The sequence below is a fragment of the Streptomyces sp. NPDC096324 genome (genome assembly GCF_044763015.1).
Taxonomy (GTDB): domain Bacteria; phylum Actinomycetota; class Actinomycetes; order Streptomycetales; family Streptomycetaceae; genus Streptomyces.
In genome coordinates, this window is the sequence record NZ_JBIWFK010000021.1 from 1 (window position 1) to 17,920 (window position 17,920).

Genomic DNA, 17,920 nt, shown 5'->3' on the forward strand with positions numbered 1-17,920 from the left:
ACAGCTCCCACAAACCGTCCGGCACCATCCGCTCAACAAGCGAAGCAGTCACCACCCCAGACTGCCGCAAGATCACGCCAAACGAAATGGCGTCTTATGCCACGCGTCCTGCCGGGCGTCGAACCGGGCGTCCTCAAGGGCCGCCGCGGCGGCGCCGGCGTCCCACCTTCTTCGCCCGGCGCCGTCGATCCGGCGGCTGCTGCGGGCCGGGTCGACCGGCCCGCGGCTCAGCAGACTCGCTCGACGGCGTTCCCGGTCGCCGCCTACTGCCCGGGGCGGCGCGCGGAGGGATGCCTCAGCGCTGGAAGACCGCTGTCGCCACGGGCACCGCCAGCAGCAGGCTGAGCCCGATCAGGAGCAGGCGGTCCAGCCACAGGACGGCGGCGAACTCGCGCAGGGTCGCGGAGAGCCAGTACGCGGGCGACGTCGGCGCGCCCACGACGTGGACGGGAACGTCGGCGCGACGGGCCAGCAGGGTCGTGCGGTAGACGTGGAAGCCGCTGGTGACCACCGTGGCACGGTGCCCGGAGGCGGTGCGGTCCATGAGGGCGGCGCTGAAGCGGAGGTTCTGCCTGGTGTTCACGGAGCGGTCCTCCCGCACGATCCGGTCGGCGGCCACCCCGTGTGCGCGCAGGTAGTCGGCCATGGCGTCCGCCTCGGAGCGCACCTCGTCGTCGCCCTGGCCGCCCGAGACGACGAACACCACACCGTCTGCGTCCGGTGCGCCGGCGGCGTCGACCGTGAGGGCCCGCTCCAGCCTGCGGCGCAGCAGCGGGCCGGGCCGGCCGCCATTGAGCCCGGCGCCCAGGACGACGACATGGGTGGTCCCCGGCGGCGGGGTGCTGCGGCCCCGGACGAACACGTAGACGGTGAAGATGAGGAAGAGCAGGCTGAGGTATCCGGCGGCCGCGTTCACCGCCGCGATGAGGGCACCCGCCACCTCGCCCCCGGCCGTCTGGACGACCGCGTCGAGGCCGAGCACCGCCAGCAGGGCGCAGCCGGCGGCGCCGGTCGCCAGCAGGGCCGCCTGCGGTCCGTAGCGCCGGACCAGGACGATGCCGTCGACCAGCAGGAGCAGGCCCAGCGCGAGCGTCACGAGCAGGGCGGCAACGGCGAGCACGGTCACGACGGTGGGGTGGGTCTGCGCACTGCGGGCGGCCGCGCCGAGCCCGGCCGACGTCACCGCGAGGCAGAACAGGACAGCGGTGGAGAACCGGTGCGGCGCCAGCACGGCATGGACGATGCCGCCCACGGCGAACACCGCCGCGGCAAGGTACTCCGGCACGTCCCCCACCACTCCGCTCTCCCGCCCACCGGGGCCGACCCCGTCCACCTGTCGCCGCCTGCGCATTCCCCGGCCCGCGCAGCGCTGCGGGGCCTGGTGCGGACGGCTGCCGGACATCCTCGCAGCCCCGTCCGGGCTCACCGTACGCAGGCGGACCCCGACGCGCTCAGTCGGGACCGGCGTACGCCCGTCGCCCGGGTCAGACGCGCCAGGGGCGCAGGACATCGACGACGGCGTGGATGCGCAGCCGGGTGTCGCGGACCTTCCTGACGAGGTCGGGCAGGGCGCCGTACGGCGGGTCGATGTCCTCGCCGGACCGGTCCATGTACTGGGCGGCCACGAAGGCGGTGAACAGGCTGTTGCGGCGGAGAAGCGGCTCCAGGCGGACGATCGTGTGCGGGAGCGCGGCCGCGCGCCAGGCGGTGTCCGGGTCGGACGCCTCCAGCGTCGGCATCCGCGTCTTGTGCCGCGCGACGGCCGCGACCAGCGCGGAGATTGCTCAACCGTGTACGGGCGAATGTGCTCAACCGGTGGACCGTGCGTTGCCGATCCAGCCACCGTGATTGGGCGCTCCTCGGCGACGACGTGAGCGACCACATCGGCGCCTGTGTGGACGCGGCCCCCGAGCCGGAGCCCGGCCCCTGGATCGACGCCCTTCGCCGGATCTTCTCCATCCCGGGCGGCGCGGTCCCGAAAGGTTGGCGATGCGTCGCGGAACCCGCCGCGCGGGAACTCTTCGCTCAAGTTGCCCTCCCTGCTGAGGACATCTGTGAAAGTCTGGTCCGCCAGAGACTCTCTGCCCAGTCCGGGGCAGCGACCCGGGGGTGATGGACGTGTCTGAGGTTCCCCGGTGACCGCTGCCTTGGCAGCTCTGGCAGCGGCAGCAACCTCGGTCGTCGTGACGATGTGCTCAATCTTCCTGAGTGAACGGCAGCAGCGACGCAGGGAAATACACGGACAGCGTCAGGAATTGAATGCAAAGTACCTGAACCCGCTCCGGTTACACCTGGTGGAGAACCACTTCAGGCTGTCGAGAATCCGAAACAGCATCTCGGCCCGTGGAGCAGACACTGGATTGCTGGTCATCGAGGACCCGGCGGAGGTGTCCGCGAAGGACGCCGCTTGGTTCACCGGACCCGGTTGTGCGTTGATGTCGTCGGTTTACCTGACATCCTGCCTGTTCGCCCAGCTCAAGAAGGTTCGGGAGGATTTTCCCTACCTTCGCCTGTCCGCGACCGACGACACCCGCCTCGCCGCGCTGCTGCTGCGCGTACAGCGAGGCTTCCTCGTCAACGGCGGTGTCTACTACGTGACACAGCCAAGCATCGGCGAGTCGGTGTGGATCCGCGGCGACGAGCGCCTCATGACCTACCGCGAGTTCTGCGAGAAACTCCAGGACCCAGCCTGGCGAATCTGGGTCGACCGGCTGATCGTGTTCTACCTGGACACCGCGCGCGGGGACAGGACACAGCGCACGGAACGCCTGCTCGCGGCACTTGCACAACTCTCCGAGTTCCTCGACGAGTGCGTCGGCGGCGGTAAGTCGATCGAAAGCAGAGTGCAGGCTGAGAGCAACTCCCCGCTCTAGTACTCCAGCTGTAGATCGTGATCTTCATGTTTGGGATGCGGCTTGTCGCAGGTAATGGCTGGTGCGTGATTGCTGCTGATGGCGGCGTCGCCAGTCGGACCAGCCGAGTCGGTGAACGATGTCGTGGCGGGGCTGGACGACGAGCGTGATCTACAGTCGCTGGATCTCGTTGCAGGACAGCGGGACCAGCCCGTCCGGGGCGGGGTTGCAGGCGAGTTCGTCGGCGCGGACGACAGCCAGGAAGGCGTGGGCGAGCATCACGAGCGTGACCCAGCGGGTCCAGGAGGGGTAGCGGCGGACTTGGTGCTCATCAAGTCCGGCCAGCCCTTTCCCGGTCTGGAAGGTCTCTTCCACACGCCATCTGGATCCGGCGACCCGCACCAGCTCGGTCAGCGGCACCGGCTGAGGTGAGATGCAGTGGTAGTAGGCGAGTTCGCCGGTCGTGCGGTTGCGGCGGAGCAGGAGCTGGCGCCTGCCCGGCGCTGCCTCGGTGAGATCGATGACGGCCCAGTCATAGAACCGCTGTCCCTTCGCACCGTGTCCAGCCGAGAGCTTCTGCCAGGCCCGCTTCGGCACCTTCTTCGCCAGGGTATCGGCGCGGAAGTGCCCGCTCCGGTGGTCACTTCGGCCGAACAGGCCGCCGCGAGGACATAGCCGATGCCGCGTTCCTCCAGAGCCGTGCGCAGTTTCGGGTTGCCGCCGTAGACCTCGTCACCGGTGACCCAGCCCACGTGGTGTCCGGCGTCCAGGAAGCGTTCGATCATCGTGCGGCCAGTTCCGGCTTGGTCGCGAAGACGGTGTCCTCGCCGAGCCCCGCTGCCCGGCAGCGATCCGGGTCGCATGTCCAGGAGCGCGGGACGTACAGCTCCCGGTCCACCGCCGCGTGTCCCCGGGCGCCGGCGTAGACGAGGTAGACGGCGACCTGAGAGTTCTCGATCCGCCCGGCCGTTCCGGTGTACTGGCGCTGGACCCCGACCGTGTGGGTGCCCTTCTTCACATCGCCGGTCTCGTCGACTACCAGCACCGCTGCCTCGTCGTGAAGGTGCTTGACGACGTATTCGCGCACGTCATCGCGGACGCCCTCGGCATCCCAGGAAGCTCGGCACAGCAGATGCTGCATGCCGTGCGGGCTGGCCTCCCCAGCCCACTCCGCGATCGTCCAGCAGTTTTTGCGCGGCAGGTCCGACAGCATGCCGAGCACCAACCGCCCGGCCCGCAAGCGGGGTTCGTAGCGGCTGAACCGGCCCGCGATCCGGCTCATGGCCACCTCGAACGCCTCCCGCCATCGGGCGGGATCTATTCTGTGGCCTGCGGCCACCGTCTCATCGTTAGTCCAGACAACTCCCGATGATCAACGGTGGCCGCACCCCTGCGGTGTCTCCTGTCAGTCCCGGACGAGACAGAACGGGTGACCTGCCGGATCCGCAAAGATGCGCCAACTCCGCTTCCTGTCCCCCTCGTCGAGCAATGTGGCGCCGCGCTTGAGGACGTCTTCCTGGGCTCGTTCCAGGTCCTTGACCCCCAGGTCGAGGTGGAACTGCTGGGGCCGAGCGGGATCCGGCCACCTTGGTGGTTGATGGTCTTCGACTCGCTGGAAGGCCAGCACGAGCCCACCGTCGATGTGGAGCGTCGCCCAGCCGTCGCCGAGCGACCACCGCGGATCCGGCTGGTTCACTACGCCGCCGAGAAGCGACTGGTAGAACCGGGACAGCTCAACGACATCGGCACAGTCCAACACCACACACTGCAGCTTCGCGATCACGAAGGGCAGCGTCTCACGACGCCGGATCACGATCTACAGCTGGAGTACTAGAACCCGAGTGATGTTGCGATCAATCGAGTACCTGCACAGGGTCATTGGTCCAGATCATCGAGGAGCGAAGGCGGCATCGCGGTGGCCACTCCCGAAACGCCCACTGCTCCGCCCTTAGGGATCTACAGCTCGAACTCCAGGTGCTCGACGTCCGTGAACCGGACCACTTCCAGGCTTCCGGCGCGGCTCCGCCGTCCTGGAAGTACACCTCCCTGAGCGCTTCGCCCGCGATCTCCTGAAGCCCGGTGTCGCGGGCGCCGGGCTCTTGGGCGTCGGACGGGTGAACGTCTCGTGCACCGCGGCGTCCAGGCCGTCTCCGCTCGGCAGCCCGACGCGCGGCAGATGCACCGCCGCCCGCCCTGGCTCGCCCCCTGCTGTCTCCACAGCGGCGACAGCGGCAGCGATGGTTCCGGCGACCGGTGCCGGCCAGCAGGTTTGATGCTCCGTCAGGTGGCGAGGCCGAGGGCCGCGCCGAGGCGGCGTGCCTCGTGGTCGAAGAAGGCGCGGGGGTCGGCGACGATCGCGCTGCGGTGGCCGAAGAGCTCGAAGGAGATGGCGCCGAAGAGGTAGGTCCAGGCCATCAGACTGCTCATGACCAGGTCGGCCGGGGTGTCCGGCGGGAGTCCGGCGAGCAGCGGCGCCAGTGACTGCCGGGCGTCGTCGGGCATCGTGGGCGGGGTGTCGCCGGGGTGGTGGCCGTCCTGGCCGGGAGAGTCGGTGAAGAGGGTGCCGATCAGGTAGGGGACCCGGGTGGCCTGCGCCACGGTGTCCTGGGGGGCGGCGTAGCCGGGCACCGGCGAGCCGTAGATCAGCGCGTACTCGTGCGAATGCGCCAGCGCCCAGTCCCGCACCGCGTGGCAGACGCCGACCCAGTGCTCCAACGCGTCCGCCGGCTCCCCGTCCGCCCCGTCCAGCGCAGTGTAGGCGGCTTCGGCCGCGGCGCCCAAGGATGTGTAGGCGTCCAGGATGAGCGCGGTGAGAAGGGCGTCGCGGCCGGGGAAGTAGCGGTAGAGCGCGGATGCGGAGGCCAGGCCGAGCTCCCTGGCGACGGCGCGCAGTGAGAGCGCGGCGGCGCCGCTCTCGGCGAGCTGTCTGCGGGCCACCGCCTTGATCTCCGCGGTGAACTCGATCCGGGCCCGTTCCCGTGCGGTGAGGGGCTTCTGCGGGGAGGACATGGGTCCATCCTGGCACGGGACGGCGAAAACGAGAACACTGAACGCAAGCGAGAACACCGTTCTTGACAATCTTCCGGCGCTGCGCCAGTCTCTCGGTGTCGGCCAAAGCGAGAACACTGTTCTCTCGCGCTTCGGAGGAAACCGTGAGTAAGCACCTAATCGTCGGCATGGGTCCCATCGGCTCGGCCACCGCGCGGCTGCTCGCCGCCCGCGGCGAGGAGGTCGTCCTGGTCAGCCGCTCCGGTGCCGTGCCCGCCACAGCCGGCCTCGACGACCTGCCGGGCGTACGGTTCGTGCGGCTGGACGCCACCGACGCCGTCGCGCTCGGCGAGCTGGCCGCCGGGGCGGCGGTGCTCTACAACTGCGCCAACCCTGCCTACCACCGCTGGGCCATGGACTGGCCCCCGCTCGCCACCGCCCTGCTCGCCGCCGCCGAGCGCTCCGACGCCGTTCTGGCCACGGTGAGCAACCTCTACGGCTACGGCGCTGTCGCCGCCCCGATGACCGAGGACACCCCGTTCGACCCCAACTCCGCGAAGGGCCGGGTACGTGCCCTGATGTGGGAGGACGCGCTCGCCCTGCACCGGGCCGGACGCGTCAGGGCCACCGAGATCCGCGGCTCCGACTACATCGGCCCGCACGCCGAGAGCCCCCTCGGAGCCCGGGTCGTACCGCGACTGCTGGCCGGCCGCGGAGTCCAGGTGCTGCGCAGCGCCGACACCGCCCACAGCTGGACCTACACCGAGGACGCCGCCCGGCTGCTGGTCACCGTCGGCGGCGAGGAACGGGCCTGGGGCAGGCCCTGGCACGTCCCCAGCAACCCGCCCCGCACCCAGCGCGAGGCCATCGCCGACCTCGCCGAGGCCGCGGGGGTCGCGCCGGTCCGCGTCGGCGAGATCCCGGCCGCCATGCTCGCTGCGCTGGGCCTGGTCAACCCGACCGTGCGGGCCCTGCGCGAGGTCGCCTACCAGCTCGAACGGCCCTTTGTGATGGACTCGGGCGCGGCCACCGCCACCTTCAGCCTCAAGCCCACCCCCTGGACCGAGATACTCAGCGCCACCGCGGACTCCTACCGGCGCTGGTGAACCGGTAGTTCAACCGCCAGCGGACCTACCGCCCGGGAAGCAGCCGAACTGCGGGCGGCCTGCGCGGCCGAGGCGGCAACCCGAAGAGCGTCTTCATGCGAGCGAGCGCTCGGAGCCGATCACCTTCGTCCCGCAGGCTGACACCGATCTGGCGAAGGCCCTTCTGGCTCGAACGCGGCTCGGAACCATCACGCTCGGACATCTGGACGAAGTGGGCAGACTCGGAGGGCACCTGAGGCAACAAAAAGCCGACCGGCGCCGCGTTCCTGCGGGCAGCGGCCTCCTCGCCAGACCGCTTCATCCATGACATCTTGATCCACTGCACCGTGATGTCCACCGCACCTGCCTTTCGCCGAGAGCCTACGGTCAACATTTGTTTGACGTCACCCAGGTTCCGACGCAACTGCCTCCTGCCAGTTCTCAGCAACATTCCAGATGGCTAGAAACGCCTTCGACCGGCGGCGACACCGTCCCAGCCAGGTGAATGTTCGCTCTACCACCAACGACGTGGGACGACTGCGAAGAGGGGGACTGCCGGAGGCGGTTGTTCCGTCCAGGCCCAGGTCGAGCGGAATCCTCCGTCGCGGCGCTGAAGGTGTCCAGGACGTTTTGCGTGAAATTAGCCGCCAGAAACGTACTCTGACCTCCTGCTATGGCGTATCAGGACCTCGGAGGATCCCCAGGCTGCTCGCCGCTCTCTACCCCGGCGTCCTGCCCGTACTGACCATCGCGGAGGCGGTATTCATGGCCCTGGCCCTCTTCCTGAAGCTGTGACCGCCCAGCTGGCAGTCCGCCGGGGGGCCGGCCAGCGTCGCTCCACGCCGGATCCGGCTATACGGCACGACCGTCATCATCACGGCCCAATGGCCGGAGCTCGCCGAGACGCAGGGGGCCCAAGGCAGTGAGGACCAGGCGGCGGTGCGCGGCGTACAGGGCGTGCGTTGGCGAGGCGTGCAAAGCCGCCGTGCAGGCGCCGGGTACCGACGGCGTAGCCGAGCTCATTGAGCTTGGTGAGGAAGTCGGCGATGGCGGCTTGGGCAGTTCTCACGCCAGACGGCGTACGGCCGCCCGCGCCCGGTGGGCGGAAGGCTCTGTTTTGGAGGCGGTCCTCGAACAGCGCTACGAGCGGGCGCCGATGGAGGAGTCCTTCGGCATCAACAACGTGGCACTGGTGGACGGCCGCCGCTCACCTGGCCATGCGCTTCATCCGCTCCAACGACAACTGGCGCAGGCCAAGGAGCGGCTCATCGAGCGCTCTCGCTGTTATGCGGGGACCCGGGACGGAGTCCGAGGCGCTGCGCGTTGGGCCCCGGGCCAACGCGCTACTGGGGTGGGCTGCGTCTGAGAAGCGGAGATTCACTCAACGGGTGTCGGCCTCATGCCGGCCGGCCTGCGGCTGCACGGCCCCGCGGCGGGCGCTGTCCAGAACATGCCGCCACGAGAGGACATCCGGTCTGCGACGCAACAGTGCTCTGCGCTCCCGTTCGGTCATACCGCCCCACACACCGAACTCGATGCGCTGGTCGAGCGCCTCGGCCAGACACTCAGTGCGGACCAAGCACCCCGAACAGACCGCCTTGGCCCGCTTCTGCCGGGCGCTTTGCCCGAACAACTCCTCCGGGTCGATGCTGTGACAGGCCGCCCTGTCGCTCCAGTTGTCCCTCACACCCGTCATGTGTCCCCCTCCCCCGACGCCTACGCCGGCTGGTGCGAGCCTGTTGCGCAGGTCAACACCACTGCGATGCGGGTCATGCCGGGCTTTCGGCTCACGAAAACCGTGAGCCCGAGGATGCTCGTGCGGGTGGTGTTCGTACAGGACAGCAACTGCCACGCCACTCAGGTGAGTAGCATCCTGCGCGACAACACCCGACAGAATCCAGGAGTGTGAGCACGTTGCCCGAGCCCGCCGACCTCCCCATCCAAGACAGGTACGCGCAGCAGCTCGCCACCGACCTCGAGGCCAACCGCGCACAACAAGCCTTGCTCGCCGAACGCCTGCAGCACCTCAGGGCCGACGAGGCGTTCCTGGTCGGGCTGCAGAGCTCGGTACCCGCCCGGCAGGACACACCGGATGTCACCGACACGGCGGCCCCCGTTCCGCCTGCCGCGCAGGACGCAACAGCTGTGCCGAGCCCGCGGATCGCGGCAGCCTCCGCCTCGGACCAGTCGGCGAAGAAGGCAGTACCCAGGCGCGCAGCGAAGAAGACCGCGGTGAAGAAGACCGCCGAAAAGGTGCCGAAGAAGACCGCCGAGAAGGCGCCCCAGCCGACCTCAGGTCAGCCGCCGCTGGGGGCACTTCTGCAGCAGATCCTCGCCGACCAGAGCGAACCGCGTACCGCTGCGGAACTGGTGATCGCGCTGGAACAGGAGCACCCCGAGCGGGTCCGTGACGTCAACACGGTGCGCAACACCGTGGAGCGCCTCGTCGCCAAGAGCTTCGCCGAGCGCTCGAAGCAGGGAAGCACGGTGTACTACACCAGCACGCAAAACGCCGGACGTGGCGCTGCGGAGACAGATGCCGCGCCTTCCTCCGACTCGGAGGGAGCCGACGCGAGCGAGAAGGTCCCGGCGCCGGTGTAACCCGGGCCGTCGAACCGTCTCCCCCAAGCTGGAAAGGCTTGAGGCAGCGACGGGTCTTCACGCCCGTCGCTCTCCCGGCCCCTTATCGCTGCATCGGTGGCGTCACAGGGTGGCCGACCACCGGCCGCGGGAGAGGGTGGTCTCGCCGTCGAAGATGAGCGTGACCGCGGCTCCGTGGACGGGCAGTTCGCCCACCGTGTTGAGACGGTCGCGGATCTCTTCCAGCAGGTTCCACAGGCGGCGCGGTCCACCCTGGTGGCCGTCGGCGATGTTGCGGGGGCCGTCCGCATCTGCGCGCGCCCAGGACCCGTCGGGGTGCCCCATCCACACGGTGCGGCCTGCGCTGTCACTGCGCTGGACGCCGTGCTCGATCCCGGGGGCCGCCAGTTCCAGCATCAAGCGCACCGCCCAGGAGTCCGGTACGCACAGCAGCGGGTACCGGCTGGTGGACACGTCCTCGCCCGTGCCGTCCGCCGCCGCCCACACTGAGGCTTGCGGTGCGGGGTCATCGTAGTCGCCGCCGTGGCGGGTGCTCATGAAGGAGGCCCCGTCGTAGGCGATGTGTCCGCGGGTGCCGCCGTCGGGTGTCTTGTCGGCGATGAGGATCAGTCCGGTGATGGTGGTGACCAGCCAGCCGCCGGGACGCAAGCCGTTCAACCAGGCGGCGGGGACTGGGCGGACCGACACGGCGGAGATGATGCGGTCGAGCTTTCCGGGGAGGGGCTGGCGGGTGAGGTCACAGACGGCGGCCAGTCGGCCGGCCGCGGCCTGCACGAGGTAGGGGTCGACGTCCACGCTCGTCACCAGCTGGGCACCGAGCCGGTGGCAGGCCAGGGCGGTTCCGTATCCGGTGCCGGTCGTCACCAGTGTGCGTGAGCCGTCGGCGAGCAGCGCGTGCCGGGAGATGGTCACCATGAGGGTGGGCAGGGTCGAGGACGAGGTCGGCCTGCGCGAGGCGATCGCGCCCGGTGCGGCGTGGTCGGCGTGCGTGGAGCCGCTCCGGCCCGGCGCGGGACACGCGCGGTCGCCTGCCTCCACCGGTCGCTGGAAAGGACCGTCGCGAGGCTCGTGTCCTGGACGCTGCCCGCGCGAGCTACGACCGCTCGTCCGCATCGCTGGTTGTGCGGCCTCCTGAAACTGGTTCGCTGGTACGACATTTGTCTGGAAGTCTGGCCATCTCTGGCGATCAACACAGCGGTGGGGCGGGGAGCTGGTGAAGAAACTGGGGCGGGGCAGGCGTTGGCGAGCCCGTGAGGAAGTGTCAGGGGTGCGGGATGAGGCCTGGGGCGAGTACCTGCGGCAGTCGCCGCAGGGAACGGAGTTGCTCGCTTGGTGGCAGCAGGCGCGGGACGGAATGAGCCGTACCGACCGGGACGCTTACGGGCAACGGCTGGCATCCCTGCTGTCTGCCGCGTCCGCGCGCGACTGTGCGGCGGCCGGGTTCGGGTGCACACGGCGCATCGATCGTGTCTGCCGCGAACCGTCGGTGTGCCGACTGGACCCTGTTGTGCCAACTCCCGCCGGGGAGGCGCCACGTGGCGAGCGCGAGGGCCCGGTCCAGGGTGCCTGCGGCGGATTCCACAGCTTCCGCGGTGACTTCACGGTCCATGTGTGGTTCAGCGGTGGCAGAGACCGCCATCGTGCGGTGTTCTGGCACGACATGGAGGCGTCGACCGTGCGATTGTGGGTGGACGGCATCCCGGTGGGCACCGGGGCCGACTTGAACCCCTACGGGCACTGGCTCGACGGCAGACTCCTGGTGGTACAGGCAGAGGGGCCGGACGATCACCCCCTGCAGTCGTACGGCCCCGGACTGCCGGTCACCGGGATCGTCTCCGTGCTGATCCACGACACGGCTTACGGCTCCACACAGATACTGATCCCCGGGCCCCACGAGACCTGGACCGAACCGCGAGTCGTCCAAGCCGGTGAGACCCTGCGGGTGTACGCGACCCCAGAAGCCCAGACCGCCGACGTACCCGACCGGATCCTGTCACTCCGGTCGGCGCCGGAGTGATGGCGGGAACTCTCCGCGTCGCCGGCACCTGATACCGACCCTCCAACAGCGAAAGCACGGCGCTCATGACTCACGAACTGCGCCCCGGCCAGGCCGAAATGGTCAGGCTAACCACCACACTACGTATAGATGGCGAGCCGACGTCCGTGGTCTCGATGCAGAGCGGCCACAAACGGCAAGGCATATGGCTCGGATCGGATCCGGCGGGGAGCCGCGATCCTCGACTCCAGGTCGACTTCAGTAGCGGATCGGCCCGGCTGTACGCCGACAAGCCACAGAAGCAGCAGGTGGGCGAGCGCTCGGGGAACACCGTGACACTCTGGTCTCAGGAATACCGCATCCACCGGCAATGGCTCTGGCCCAAACTGATCTTCACGGTTACCGTCGGCGAGCGCACCATTCTGCGAGTGCGTGAACGGTTCAGACGTAGCAGCGGCGCCCGCGTCTTCGATACCCACAGCGACGCCGCACTCGATCCAGTCGTCACCCTCGCTCTGCTCCTGCTGGAGGGGCGCCCCGACAAGATCCGTTTCAGCCGGGACGACTCCACCAGGTTGTGAGCCGCAGTCCCGCTGAACCCCGGCTGGTTTCCCTCCCCAATCCGCAGGCGTCTCGATCAGTTCGGCCACTCGCTGCTGGGGCCAGGCTCGCACGCGATCACCCTGGAGTCCCCCGCCCGCGTCCACGTCTCCGAAGCCCGTGGCCTGACGCCGGGAGCCCAGGAACTGACGCGACGGAGCAGGACTTCCAGCTGATGTGGTGGCCGATCAGGGACGCGCTCCGCCGCGTGCACGAGGGACGTTTCCTCCCGCCCGCCGGGGGTCAGTGCTGTGAAGACACCGATGTGGTGGTGTCGCCGGGTACGCGGCCCGGGGTGGTGCGCCGGGCCACGATCCGGGTCGAGTTGCGGGTGCCGGTGGGAGCGAGAGTAATGAGCGGAAGGAGGGTGAGGGCGGCGGAGACGGTGTCGACCAGGCGCGGTCCGGTCAAGCCGAGGGAAGAGTTCAGGGCCGCTGCGGCGAGGGCGGAGCCGGTGGCGATGCCGGTGTTGTAGGCGGAGGTGGTCAGCGCCGAGGTCAGGGTGGAGGCGTCACCGGCGAAGCGGACGGCCAGGGCGGTGACGACGGGGTTGACGGTGAACCCGGCCAGGGCCATGAGGAAGACCAGAGCGACGGCCGTGATCGGGCCGGTCGACAGCGGGATTAGCAGGAACAGGGCCAGGGCGGTCACGGCGGCAGCGGTGATGGTGGTGGCCATCGGGTCGGACGGTCGGCCGCCAAGCCCACAGGCCTGGACGGTCTCGCCGTCTGCAACCTCGGCCTCGACGCGCCCGGGGCCCCGACATCCGGGACCGGGGCCACGGGCCAGAACCCTGGCGGCACCCAGGACAAAGAAGGTGAAGCCGGACAGCAAGGCAACGGCTCAGAGGCCGCAGGGCAGAGCAATGACGGTCCCTCCACAGCCGACTTCGTGGACATCACCAAGGTGGCCCCGAACGTGCGTCAGGTCCGCAGGCGGGCCGGCGCCTCGACCGGAGTCTTCACCTCCCGATGCGGAGTCAACAAACAGGGACAGCACAACTCGGACAACGACATCGTCGCTCCCGGTGTCAGCAACGGTGCCCACCACGTCCACGACTACGTGGGCAGCAGGAAGGTGGACTTCAATTCGACCAACGAGTCCCTCAGCGCCCAGGGCACCTCCTGCACCAACGGCGACCAGTCCGCGTACTACTGGCCCGTCCTGCGGGACACCACCCGCCAGGGCCCCGACGTCAACGCCCTCGGCGGCGGCGCCGAGGGCAACAAGGGTGCCATCCTGGTACCCACGAACGTCACGATCACCTACCAGGGCAGCCCCACCGGCAAGGTCGTGGCGATGCCACGCTTCCTGCGGATCATCACCGGTGACGCCAAAGCGTTCACCAACGGCACCAAGAACGCCAACGCCCACTGGAGCTGCACCGGCTTCGAGAACGAGGTCCAGCTCACCGACAAGTACCCGATCTGCCCCAACGGCAGCAAGGTGGTGCGCAGTTTCGCCTTCCAGAGCTGTTGGGACGGCAAGAACGTCGACAGCGCCGACCACCGGAGCCACGTCGCCTTCGCCGACGCCAACGGCACATGCGCAAGCGGCTTCAAGGCCATCCCGCGGCTGACGATACGACTCGCCTACAAGGCGCCTGCGGCACCGAACTTCGCCGTCGACGGCTTCCAGGGACAGCAGCACAACGCCATCACCGACCACAACGACTTCATCAACGTGATGACCACCCGGCTCATGAACCATGCGGTCTCCTGCATCAACTCCGGGCGCCGCTGCGGCTGATCCGACCCATGGGGCCGCGACTCCCCCGGCCCCATCGCCTCAAGCAATCGACTGGAGACTCAGTCCCTCACGTGTCTCATGATGGACCTCTGTTCTCGCCTCGCCCCAAGACGGGCGAGGCCAGTGCCGCTTCGGAGGGGGCGCCCCAACAGGGGGCGTCCCAGTGTTTTCCGGCTCCACGCAGAATCTTACGAAGCCCTTACGCCGCCACCTCAAACGACGCAACGCACCTACGATCACGGCGTGTTGACCATTCAAAAGATCACCCTCGTAACCATCGCACCTCTCGTGCTGGCCGCGGCAGGCGTCGCGCACCCGCACGGTCTGTCCAGGGCGACGGCCGCGGACTGGGCGCAGTTGCACATCGCGCTACTGCCAGTCTTCCCGCTGCTCACGCTCGGCCTCCTCGTCCCTCTGTGGCACCGCCCCCGACCAGACCTCACAGGCTTCGCCACGGTAGTGGCCTGGACGAGTGCCTTCGCCTACGCAGCCTTCTACACCGGTCTCGACGCCGTAGCCGGTATAGCGGCGGGAACCGCGGTTGAGCACGCCTCCGGGACAGCGAACATAGGGTTGATCAAGTATCCGCTCTACGACACGGGTGAGTCGCTCGGACAGGTCGGCGCTTACGCCCTCCTCGTCGGGGTGCTGGCGACAGCCGTCGCGCTCTTCCCGGAACACGGCACGCGAGTTCTCCCCGGCACGGTGGTTCTCCTGGTGGCCGGCTGGTCCTTCACCGACAGCCACATCTTCTGGCCCCGCGGCGTGTGGACCATGCTCGGATTCGCACTGGGCTTCGCTTTGCTCGCCGCTGGCACCCGTACAGGCACCGGCACTGGCACTGGCACTGGCACTGGCAGAAGCGAGTCAGTTCCGCGCCTTGGCTGACTGGGCCAGCGGGTCACAGCTGGGGGCCTGCCATGGCTTGGATGTCCGGGCAGGTCCTGGGCTCTGGCCGCGCCCTTCGTGCATCCCCAGGTCGGCGAAGTGAGCGCACGCCGCCGTGCCACGTGGGCTCGGGCACCGTCCACGCTAGGCCGCGAGCGCGGCAGGCTCACCGAGGTGCGCGGCCGCGGTCCTCCACGCGGTGGTCACCGCGGTGCGAGCCCGGGCCGTGCAGACGGCGCTGTCACCGGCCAGAACAATCGGGGTGCCCACGTGGACGTGCAGGTCGGGTCGGCGCAACGGCGCTGTGGCGAGGCCCGCGACCTGCTTGATCACGCGGCCTGAGGTGACACGGCGGGCGCCGGCCTGGCCGACCGGCACGACAGGGGCACCGGTGCGTTCGGCGAGGCGGGCCAGGCCGGTACGGAAGTCGCCGGGGGCCGCCTCCGCGACGTCCTTGCGGCGCGGCAGGCCGCCTTCGGCGTAGATGAGCACCAGCCGTCCCTGCTGCAGGGCCTGTGCCGCCAGGTCGAGCGCGCCGGCGGCCCGCCTGTCGCGCCGGTGGACAGGGATGTGCCCCTCGCGGGTGAGGGATCGACCGAGCAGCGGGATGTGCCACAGCCCCGCGGTGGCCATGATGACCGGTGTGACGCCGAGTCGATGCAAGGCAGCGACTACGACGGCGGGGTCCGCCAGAGAAGTGTGGTTCGCCGCGATGATGCTCCCCGGCGCGAGCTCCGCGCCGGGGTCGCGCGTCACGGACAGCCGTCCAACGGCAGATACCAGGGTGTTGGCGGTACGGCCGAGCATGAACTGGCTCCCGTCATCGACAATGCTGATCTCCATCGTCGATGACGGTCACCGCCCGGGGCATGAGCTGTCCTACTCAACTTCCCAGACGTCCTGCTCCCAGTACTCATACCGCCGCGGCATCACCGGCCCGCGCGAACACGGGCGAGGCGCCGTCCGACCCTCGACCGGCCCTCGGCATCATCTGATCCGATCGGCGGATCGCTTGAACGACGCTGCTCTTGATTGGCACGATCTGGCCATGGGAAACATCTACGACTATTACGCGGCCACCGACGACACACAGGCCCTCGTCCTGTTCGAAGGCGACCGCATGGCCGACCCCTTCGGCACGCTCGGCCTCAAAGGGGCAGACCCCTACCTGATCCTCGGACCCGTCGAAGCCCACCTGACAGGAATGTCCGAGCAGCAGGTGGAAACCGACCCGCGCTTCTGCGAACTGCTCAACGACTCCGATACCGAAGGACCTTGGCTCGTCTCGCTCACGGACTCCCTCCGTGATGCCCTCGCGGCGGCCTCCCCGGAGCGTCTTCTTGAAGCAGCCACCGCATGGACCCACACCGAGGACGGTCGCGGGCAGGACCCGGGACTCATGGCCGACTTCCTCGAACGCCTCGGCGAACTCGCCCGCGACGCCGCACCGGGACGACGTCTGTACTGCGGCATGTCCCTGTAGGGACAGCCACGACGTACGCCGGCCTGAAGCCCACACGTCATCACCATGACGCTCCCCGAGAGCCAAGATCGATTGTCAGTGGTGGGTGAGACAGTGGGGTATCGAGTCGGAACGAGGGGGAGCTGCCGTGGCCGCAAGCCAGAACTACATCAATCACGTTGCTCTTGTGCTGGACGCCAGTTCGTCCATGTCGCACCTGAGCCACAAGGTCGTCGAGGTCGCCGACCAGCAGATTGCGTATCTTGCCCGCCGGTCGCGAGAGTTGGACCAGGAGACCCGTGTCACGGTGTACGTCTTCGCGGACAAGGTGGAGTGCGTCATCTATGACAAGGACGTGCTGCGCATGCCGTCGCTGAAGCAGTTGTACCGGGTCGGAGGAATGACGGCTCTGCTGGCCGCCTCGTTGAAGTCACAGCGAGAGCTGGCGCAGACGGCCCAACTGTACGGCGACCACAGCTTCCTGACGTTCGTGCTGACGGACGGGCAGGAGAACGCAAGCCATCGTTGCCCGGATGCTCCTGTCAAAGATCCGCGTGAACTGATCAAGGCCGTGTCCGACATGATCGCGACGCAGGAGGACAACTGGACGCTGGCCGTCCTCGTGCCGGACCAGATGGGCAAGCGCGAGGCCACGCAGTGCGGATTCCCGAGGGACAACATCGCCATCTGGGACGCCACGAGCACACGTGGTCTTGAGGAGGCCGGGCAGGTCATTCGGGAGGCCACCGAGAAGTTCATGGTCGGCCGCACCCAGGGCATCCGGGGATCGCGGGCGGTGTTCTCCGTGGGCGCGGAGGCGGTCAACAAGGACACCATCAAGGCGGCCGGGCTCGCCGCGGTGGATCCGTCGGGGTACCGGTTGATCCCGGTGACCCGTGACGCGGCGATACGGGACTGGGTCGTCGAATGCGGGCACACCTACCGCACCGGCGGCGCTTTCTACCAGTTGAGCAAGTCCGAGAAGATCCAGGCGCAGAAGCAGATCGCCGTGCTGGAGAAGAAGACGGACCGGATCTACTCGGGACCTCAGGCCCGAGCCCTGCTCGGCCTTCCGAGTACGGAGGTACGCGTCAAGCCCGACCACAACGACGACTTCACGATATTCGTGCAGAGCACCAGCGTGAACCGGAAGCTCGTGTCCAACACGCGACTGCTGCTTATGCTCTGACACGTTGAGGGCTCGGCGGGTCCGGAAGCCTCTTGTGATCTGGGCCCGTCCCACGGCGATCTTCGAGAACAATTCCGCTGCCGTCCACACGGACGGCCTCGACGGCAACGTCGAGTGGCACGGCACGGTCAACGGCGCTCTACGGAACCGCGTACGTCGCTCAGGCGACCATCAGGGCGCCATCCCCGGAGATGTGAGCGATCTTCGCGCCTACGATGCGGACCGTCTGACCCGAGGGGGACGGAGCAGGGCTGAGGACGGTTGCTCGCACCCTGTCACTTCGCGACATTTCCTCGCCCGGACGGGGGAACAGGCCGCTTGACCGTGTACGCCGCCGATGCGGCAGACCATGCCATGAGTGGTGGTCACCGTACGATACGCGCTGCTCCACCCTGGGACGATGAGCTGTCTCTTCACAGCCGATGGTTGAACGGTGCGGCACTGCAGAGAGTCCGCCGCCGATTGCGACCACGCCAATGCGCAGCCATATGGATGGCATTCCTTGTGTGC

The 17,920-nt window shown here is 68.6% G+C and carries 17 protein-coding genes and 3 pseudogenes; 10 read left to right on the forward strand and 10 right to left on the reverse strand.

Annotated features, from left to right (window positions below; genetic code table 11):
• Window positions 1-295 precede the first annotated feature (295 nt).
• Both ACIQ7M_RS37060 and ACIQ7M_RS37065 read right to left on the reverse strand, forming a co-directional pair.
• Window positions 296-1,285, reverse strand: coding sequence for a YdcF family protein (locus ACIQ7M_RS37060; RefSeq protein ID WP_403652528.1), 990 nt, complete (start codon window positions 1,283-1,285; stop codon window positions 296-298).
• A gap of 199 nt (window positions 1,286-1,484) precedes the next feature.
• Window positions 1,485-1,778: pseudogene (locus ACIQ7M_RS37065) on the reverse strand (toxin Doc); the annotation flags it as partial.
• Window positions 1,779-2,135: 357 nt separating this feature from the next.
• Here ACIQ7M_RS37065 and ACIQ7M_RS37070 point away from each other — a divergent pair.
• Window positions 2,136-2,873 (forward strand): hypothetical protein, encoded by a 738-nt coding sequence (locus ACIQ7M_RS37070; RefSeq protein WP_403652531.1) that lies wholly within the window; start codon window positions 2,136-2,138, stop codon window positions 2,871-2,873.
• Window positions 2,874-2,897: 24 nt separating this feature from the next.
• On the opposite strand, the pseudogene ACIQ7M_RS37075 reads toward ACIQ7M_RS37070, so the two are convergent.
• The 4 genes and pseudogenes from ACIQ7M_RS37075 to ACIQ7M_RS37090 all read right to left on the reverse strand — a co-directional run bounded on the left by ACIQ7M_RS37075 (window position 2,898) and on the right by ACIQ7M_RS37090 (window position 5,861).
• Window positions 2,898-4,134 (reverse strand): annotated as a pseudogene (locus tag ACIQ7M_RS37075) (IS701 family transposase).
• Between the two features lie 123 nt (window positions 4,135-4,257).
• On the reverse strand, window positions 4,258-4,635 hold the full coding sequence (locus ACIQ7M_RS37080; protein WP_403652534.1) for a VOC family protein: 378 nt from the start codon (window positions 4,633-4,635) through the stop codon (window positions 4,258-4,260).
• Between the two features lie 173 nt (window positions 4,636-4,808).
• Window positions 4,809-4,960 (reverse strand): annotated as a pseudogene (locus tag ACIQ7M_RS37085) (XRE family transcriptional regulator); the annotation flags it as partial.
• Between the two features lie 172 nt (window positions 4,961-5,132).
• Entirely contained in the window at window positions 5,133-5,861 is a 729-nt protein-coding gene (locus ACIQ7M_RS37090) for a TetR/AcrR family transcriptional regulator (RefSeq protein WP_403652537.1), read from the reverse strand.
• Between the two features lie 143 nt (window positions 5,862-6,004).
• On the opposite strand from ACIQ7M_RS37090, the gene ACIQ7M_RS37095 reads away from it, so the two are divergent.
• Together ACIQ7M_RS37095 and ACIQ7M_RS37100 are read left to right on the forward strand one after the other, a co-directional pair.
• Complete coding sequence (locus ACIQ7M_RS37095) at window positions 6,005-6,946, forward strand: NAD-dependent epimerase/dehydratase family protein (protein ID WP_403652541.1); 942 nt, start codon at window positions 6,005-6,007, stop codon at window positions 6,944-6,946.
• Window positions 6,947-7,555: 609 nt separating this feature from the next.
• Window positions 7,556-7,720, forward strand: a complete 165-nt coding sequence (locus tag ACIQ7M_RS37100) for a hypothetical protein (protein ID WP_403652543.1) — start codon at window positions 7,556-7,558, stop codon at window positions 7,718-7,720.
• Window positions 7,721-8,306: 586 nt separating this feature from the next.
• Here ACIQ7M_RS37100 and ACIQ7M_RS37105 read toward each other — a convergent pair.
• The gene (locus tag ACIQ7M_RS37105) at window positions 8,307-8,621 is read right to left on the reverse strand and encodes a WhiB family transcriptional regulator (protein ID WP_403652546.1); all 315 of its coding nucleotides are present in this window, start codon (window positions 8,619-8,621) and stop codon (window positions 8,307-8,309) included.
• 218 nt (window positions 8,622-8,839) lie between these two features.
• On the opposite strand from ACIQ7M_RS37105, the gene ACIQ7M_RS37110 reads away from it, so the two are divergent.
• Entirely contained in the window at window positions 8,840-9,526 is a 687-nt protein-coding gene (locus ACIQ7M_RS37110; RefSeq protein WP_403652549.1) for a hypothetical protein, read from the forward strand.
• Between the two features lie 102 nt (window positions 9,527-9,628).
• Here the strand turns inward: ACIQ7M_RS37110 and ACIQ7M_RS37115 are convergent, their stop codons facing one another.
• The gene (locus tag ACIQ7M_RS37115) at window positions 9,629-10,564 is read right to left on the reverse strand and encodes a protein-L-isoaspartate(D-aspartate) O-methyltransferase (RefSeq protein ID WP_403652552.1); all 936 of its coding nucleotides are present in this window, start codon (window positions 10,562-10,564) and stop codon (window positions 9,629-9,631) included.
• A gap of 469 nt (window positions 10,565-11,033) precedes the next feature.
• Here ACIQ7M_RS37115 and ACIQ7M_RS37120 point away from each other — a divergent pair, with 469 nt between their 5' ends.
• Both ACIQ7M_RS37120 and ACIQ7M_RS37125 read left to right on the forward strand, forming a co-directional pair.
• Window positions 11,034-11,543, forward strand: a complete 510-nt coding sequence (locus tag ACIQ7M_RS37120) for a hypothetical protein (protein ID WP_403652555.1) — start codon at window positions 11,034-11,036, stop codon at window positions 11,541-11,543.
• A 65-nt stretch (window positions 11,544-11,608) separates the two neighbouring features.
• Entirely contained in the window at window positions 11,609-12,103 is a 495-nt protein-coding gene (locus tag ACIQ7M_RS37125; RefSeq protein ID WP_403652558.1) for a hypothetical protein, read from the forward strand.
• Window positions 12,104-12,365: 262 nt separating this feature from the next.
• Here the strand turns inward: ACIQ7M_RS37125 and ACIQ7M_RS37130 are convergent, their stop codons facing one another.
• Window positions 12,366-12,800: a hypothetical protein gene (locus tag ACIQ7M_RS37130; protein ID WP_403652561.1), complete on the reverse strand. Its 435-nt coding sequence runs from the start codon at window positions 12,798-12,800 to the stop codon at window positions 12,366-12,368.
• 213 nt (window positions 12,801-13,013) lie between these two features.
• Here ACIQ7M_RS37130 and ACIQ7M_RS37135 point away from each other — a divergent pair, with 213 nt between their 5' ends.
• Window positions 13,014-13,871 carry a DUF1996 domain-containing protein gene (locus ACIQ7M_RS37135; protein WP_403652564.1) on the forward strand — a complete coding sequence of 286 codons (858 nt, stop codon included), beginning with the start codon at window positions 13,014-13,016 and terminating at the stop codon, window positions 13,869-13,871.
• A 243-nt stretch (window positions 13,872-14,114) separates the two neighbouring features.
• On the forward strand, window positions 14,115-14,759 hold the full coding sequence (locus tag ACIQ7M_RS37140) for a hypothetical protein (protein ID WP_403652567.1): 645 nt from the start codon (window positions 14,115-14,117) through the stop codon (window positions 14,757-14,759).
• A gap of 144 nt (window positions 14,760-14,903) precedes the next feature.
• On the opposite strand, the gene ACIQ7M_RS37145 is transcribed toward ACIQ7M_RS37140, so the two are convergent.
• Window positions 14,904-15,566, reverse strand: coding sequence for a lysophospholipid acyltransferase family protein (locus ACIQ7M_RS37145; protein ID WP_403652782.1), 663 nt, complete (start codon window positions 15,564-15,566; stop codon window positions 14,904-14,906).
• A 241-nt stretch (window positions 15,567-15,807) separates the two neighbouring features.
• On the opposite strand from ACIQ7M_RS37145, the gene ACIQ7M_RS37150 reads away from it, so the two are divergent.
• A complete protein-coding gene (locus tag ACIQ7M_RS37150; RefSeq protein WP_403652570.1) occupies window positions 15,808-16,242 on the forward strand; it encodes a hypothetical protein in 435 nt (144 codons plus the stop codon).
• 127 nt (window positions 16,243-16,369) lie between these two features.
• Entirely contained in the window at window positions 16,370-17,410 is a 1,041-nt protein-coding gene (locus ACIQ7M_RS37155) for a vWA domain-containing protein (RefSeq protein ID WP_403652573.1), read from the forward strand.
• Window positions 17,411-17,920: the final 510 nt, after the last annotated feature.

What these genes read in the sequence shown, in the direction of transcription:
- ACIQ7M_RS37090 (WP_403652537.1), bottom strand. Translation starts at nt 5,861, where the DNA reads ATGTCCTCCCCGCAGAAGCCCCTCACCGCACGGGAACGGGCCCGGATC.
- ACIQ7M_RS37105 (WP_403652546.1), bottom strand. Translation starts at nt 8,621, where the DNA reads ATGACGGGTGTGAGGGACAACTGGAGCGACAGGGCGGCCTGTCACAGC.
- ACIQ7M_RS37125 (WP_403652558.1), top strand. Translation starts at nt 11,609, where the DNA reads ATGACTCACGAACTGCGCCCCGGCCAGGCCGAAATGGTCAGGCTAACC.
- ACIQ7M_RS37130 (WP_403652561.1), bottom strand. Translation starts at nt 12,800, where the DNA reads ATGGCCACCACCATCACCGCTGCCGCCGTGACCGCCCTGGCCCTGTTC.
- ACIQ7M_RS37145 (WP_403652782.1), bottom strand. Translation starts at nt 15,566, where the DNA reads ATGCTCGGCCGTACCGCCAACACCCTGGTATCTGCCGTTGGACGGCTG.
- ACIQ7M_RS37150 (WP_403652570.1), top strand. Translation starts at nt 15,808, where the DNA reads ATGGGAAACATCTACGACTATTACGCGGCCACCGACGACACACAGGCC.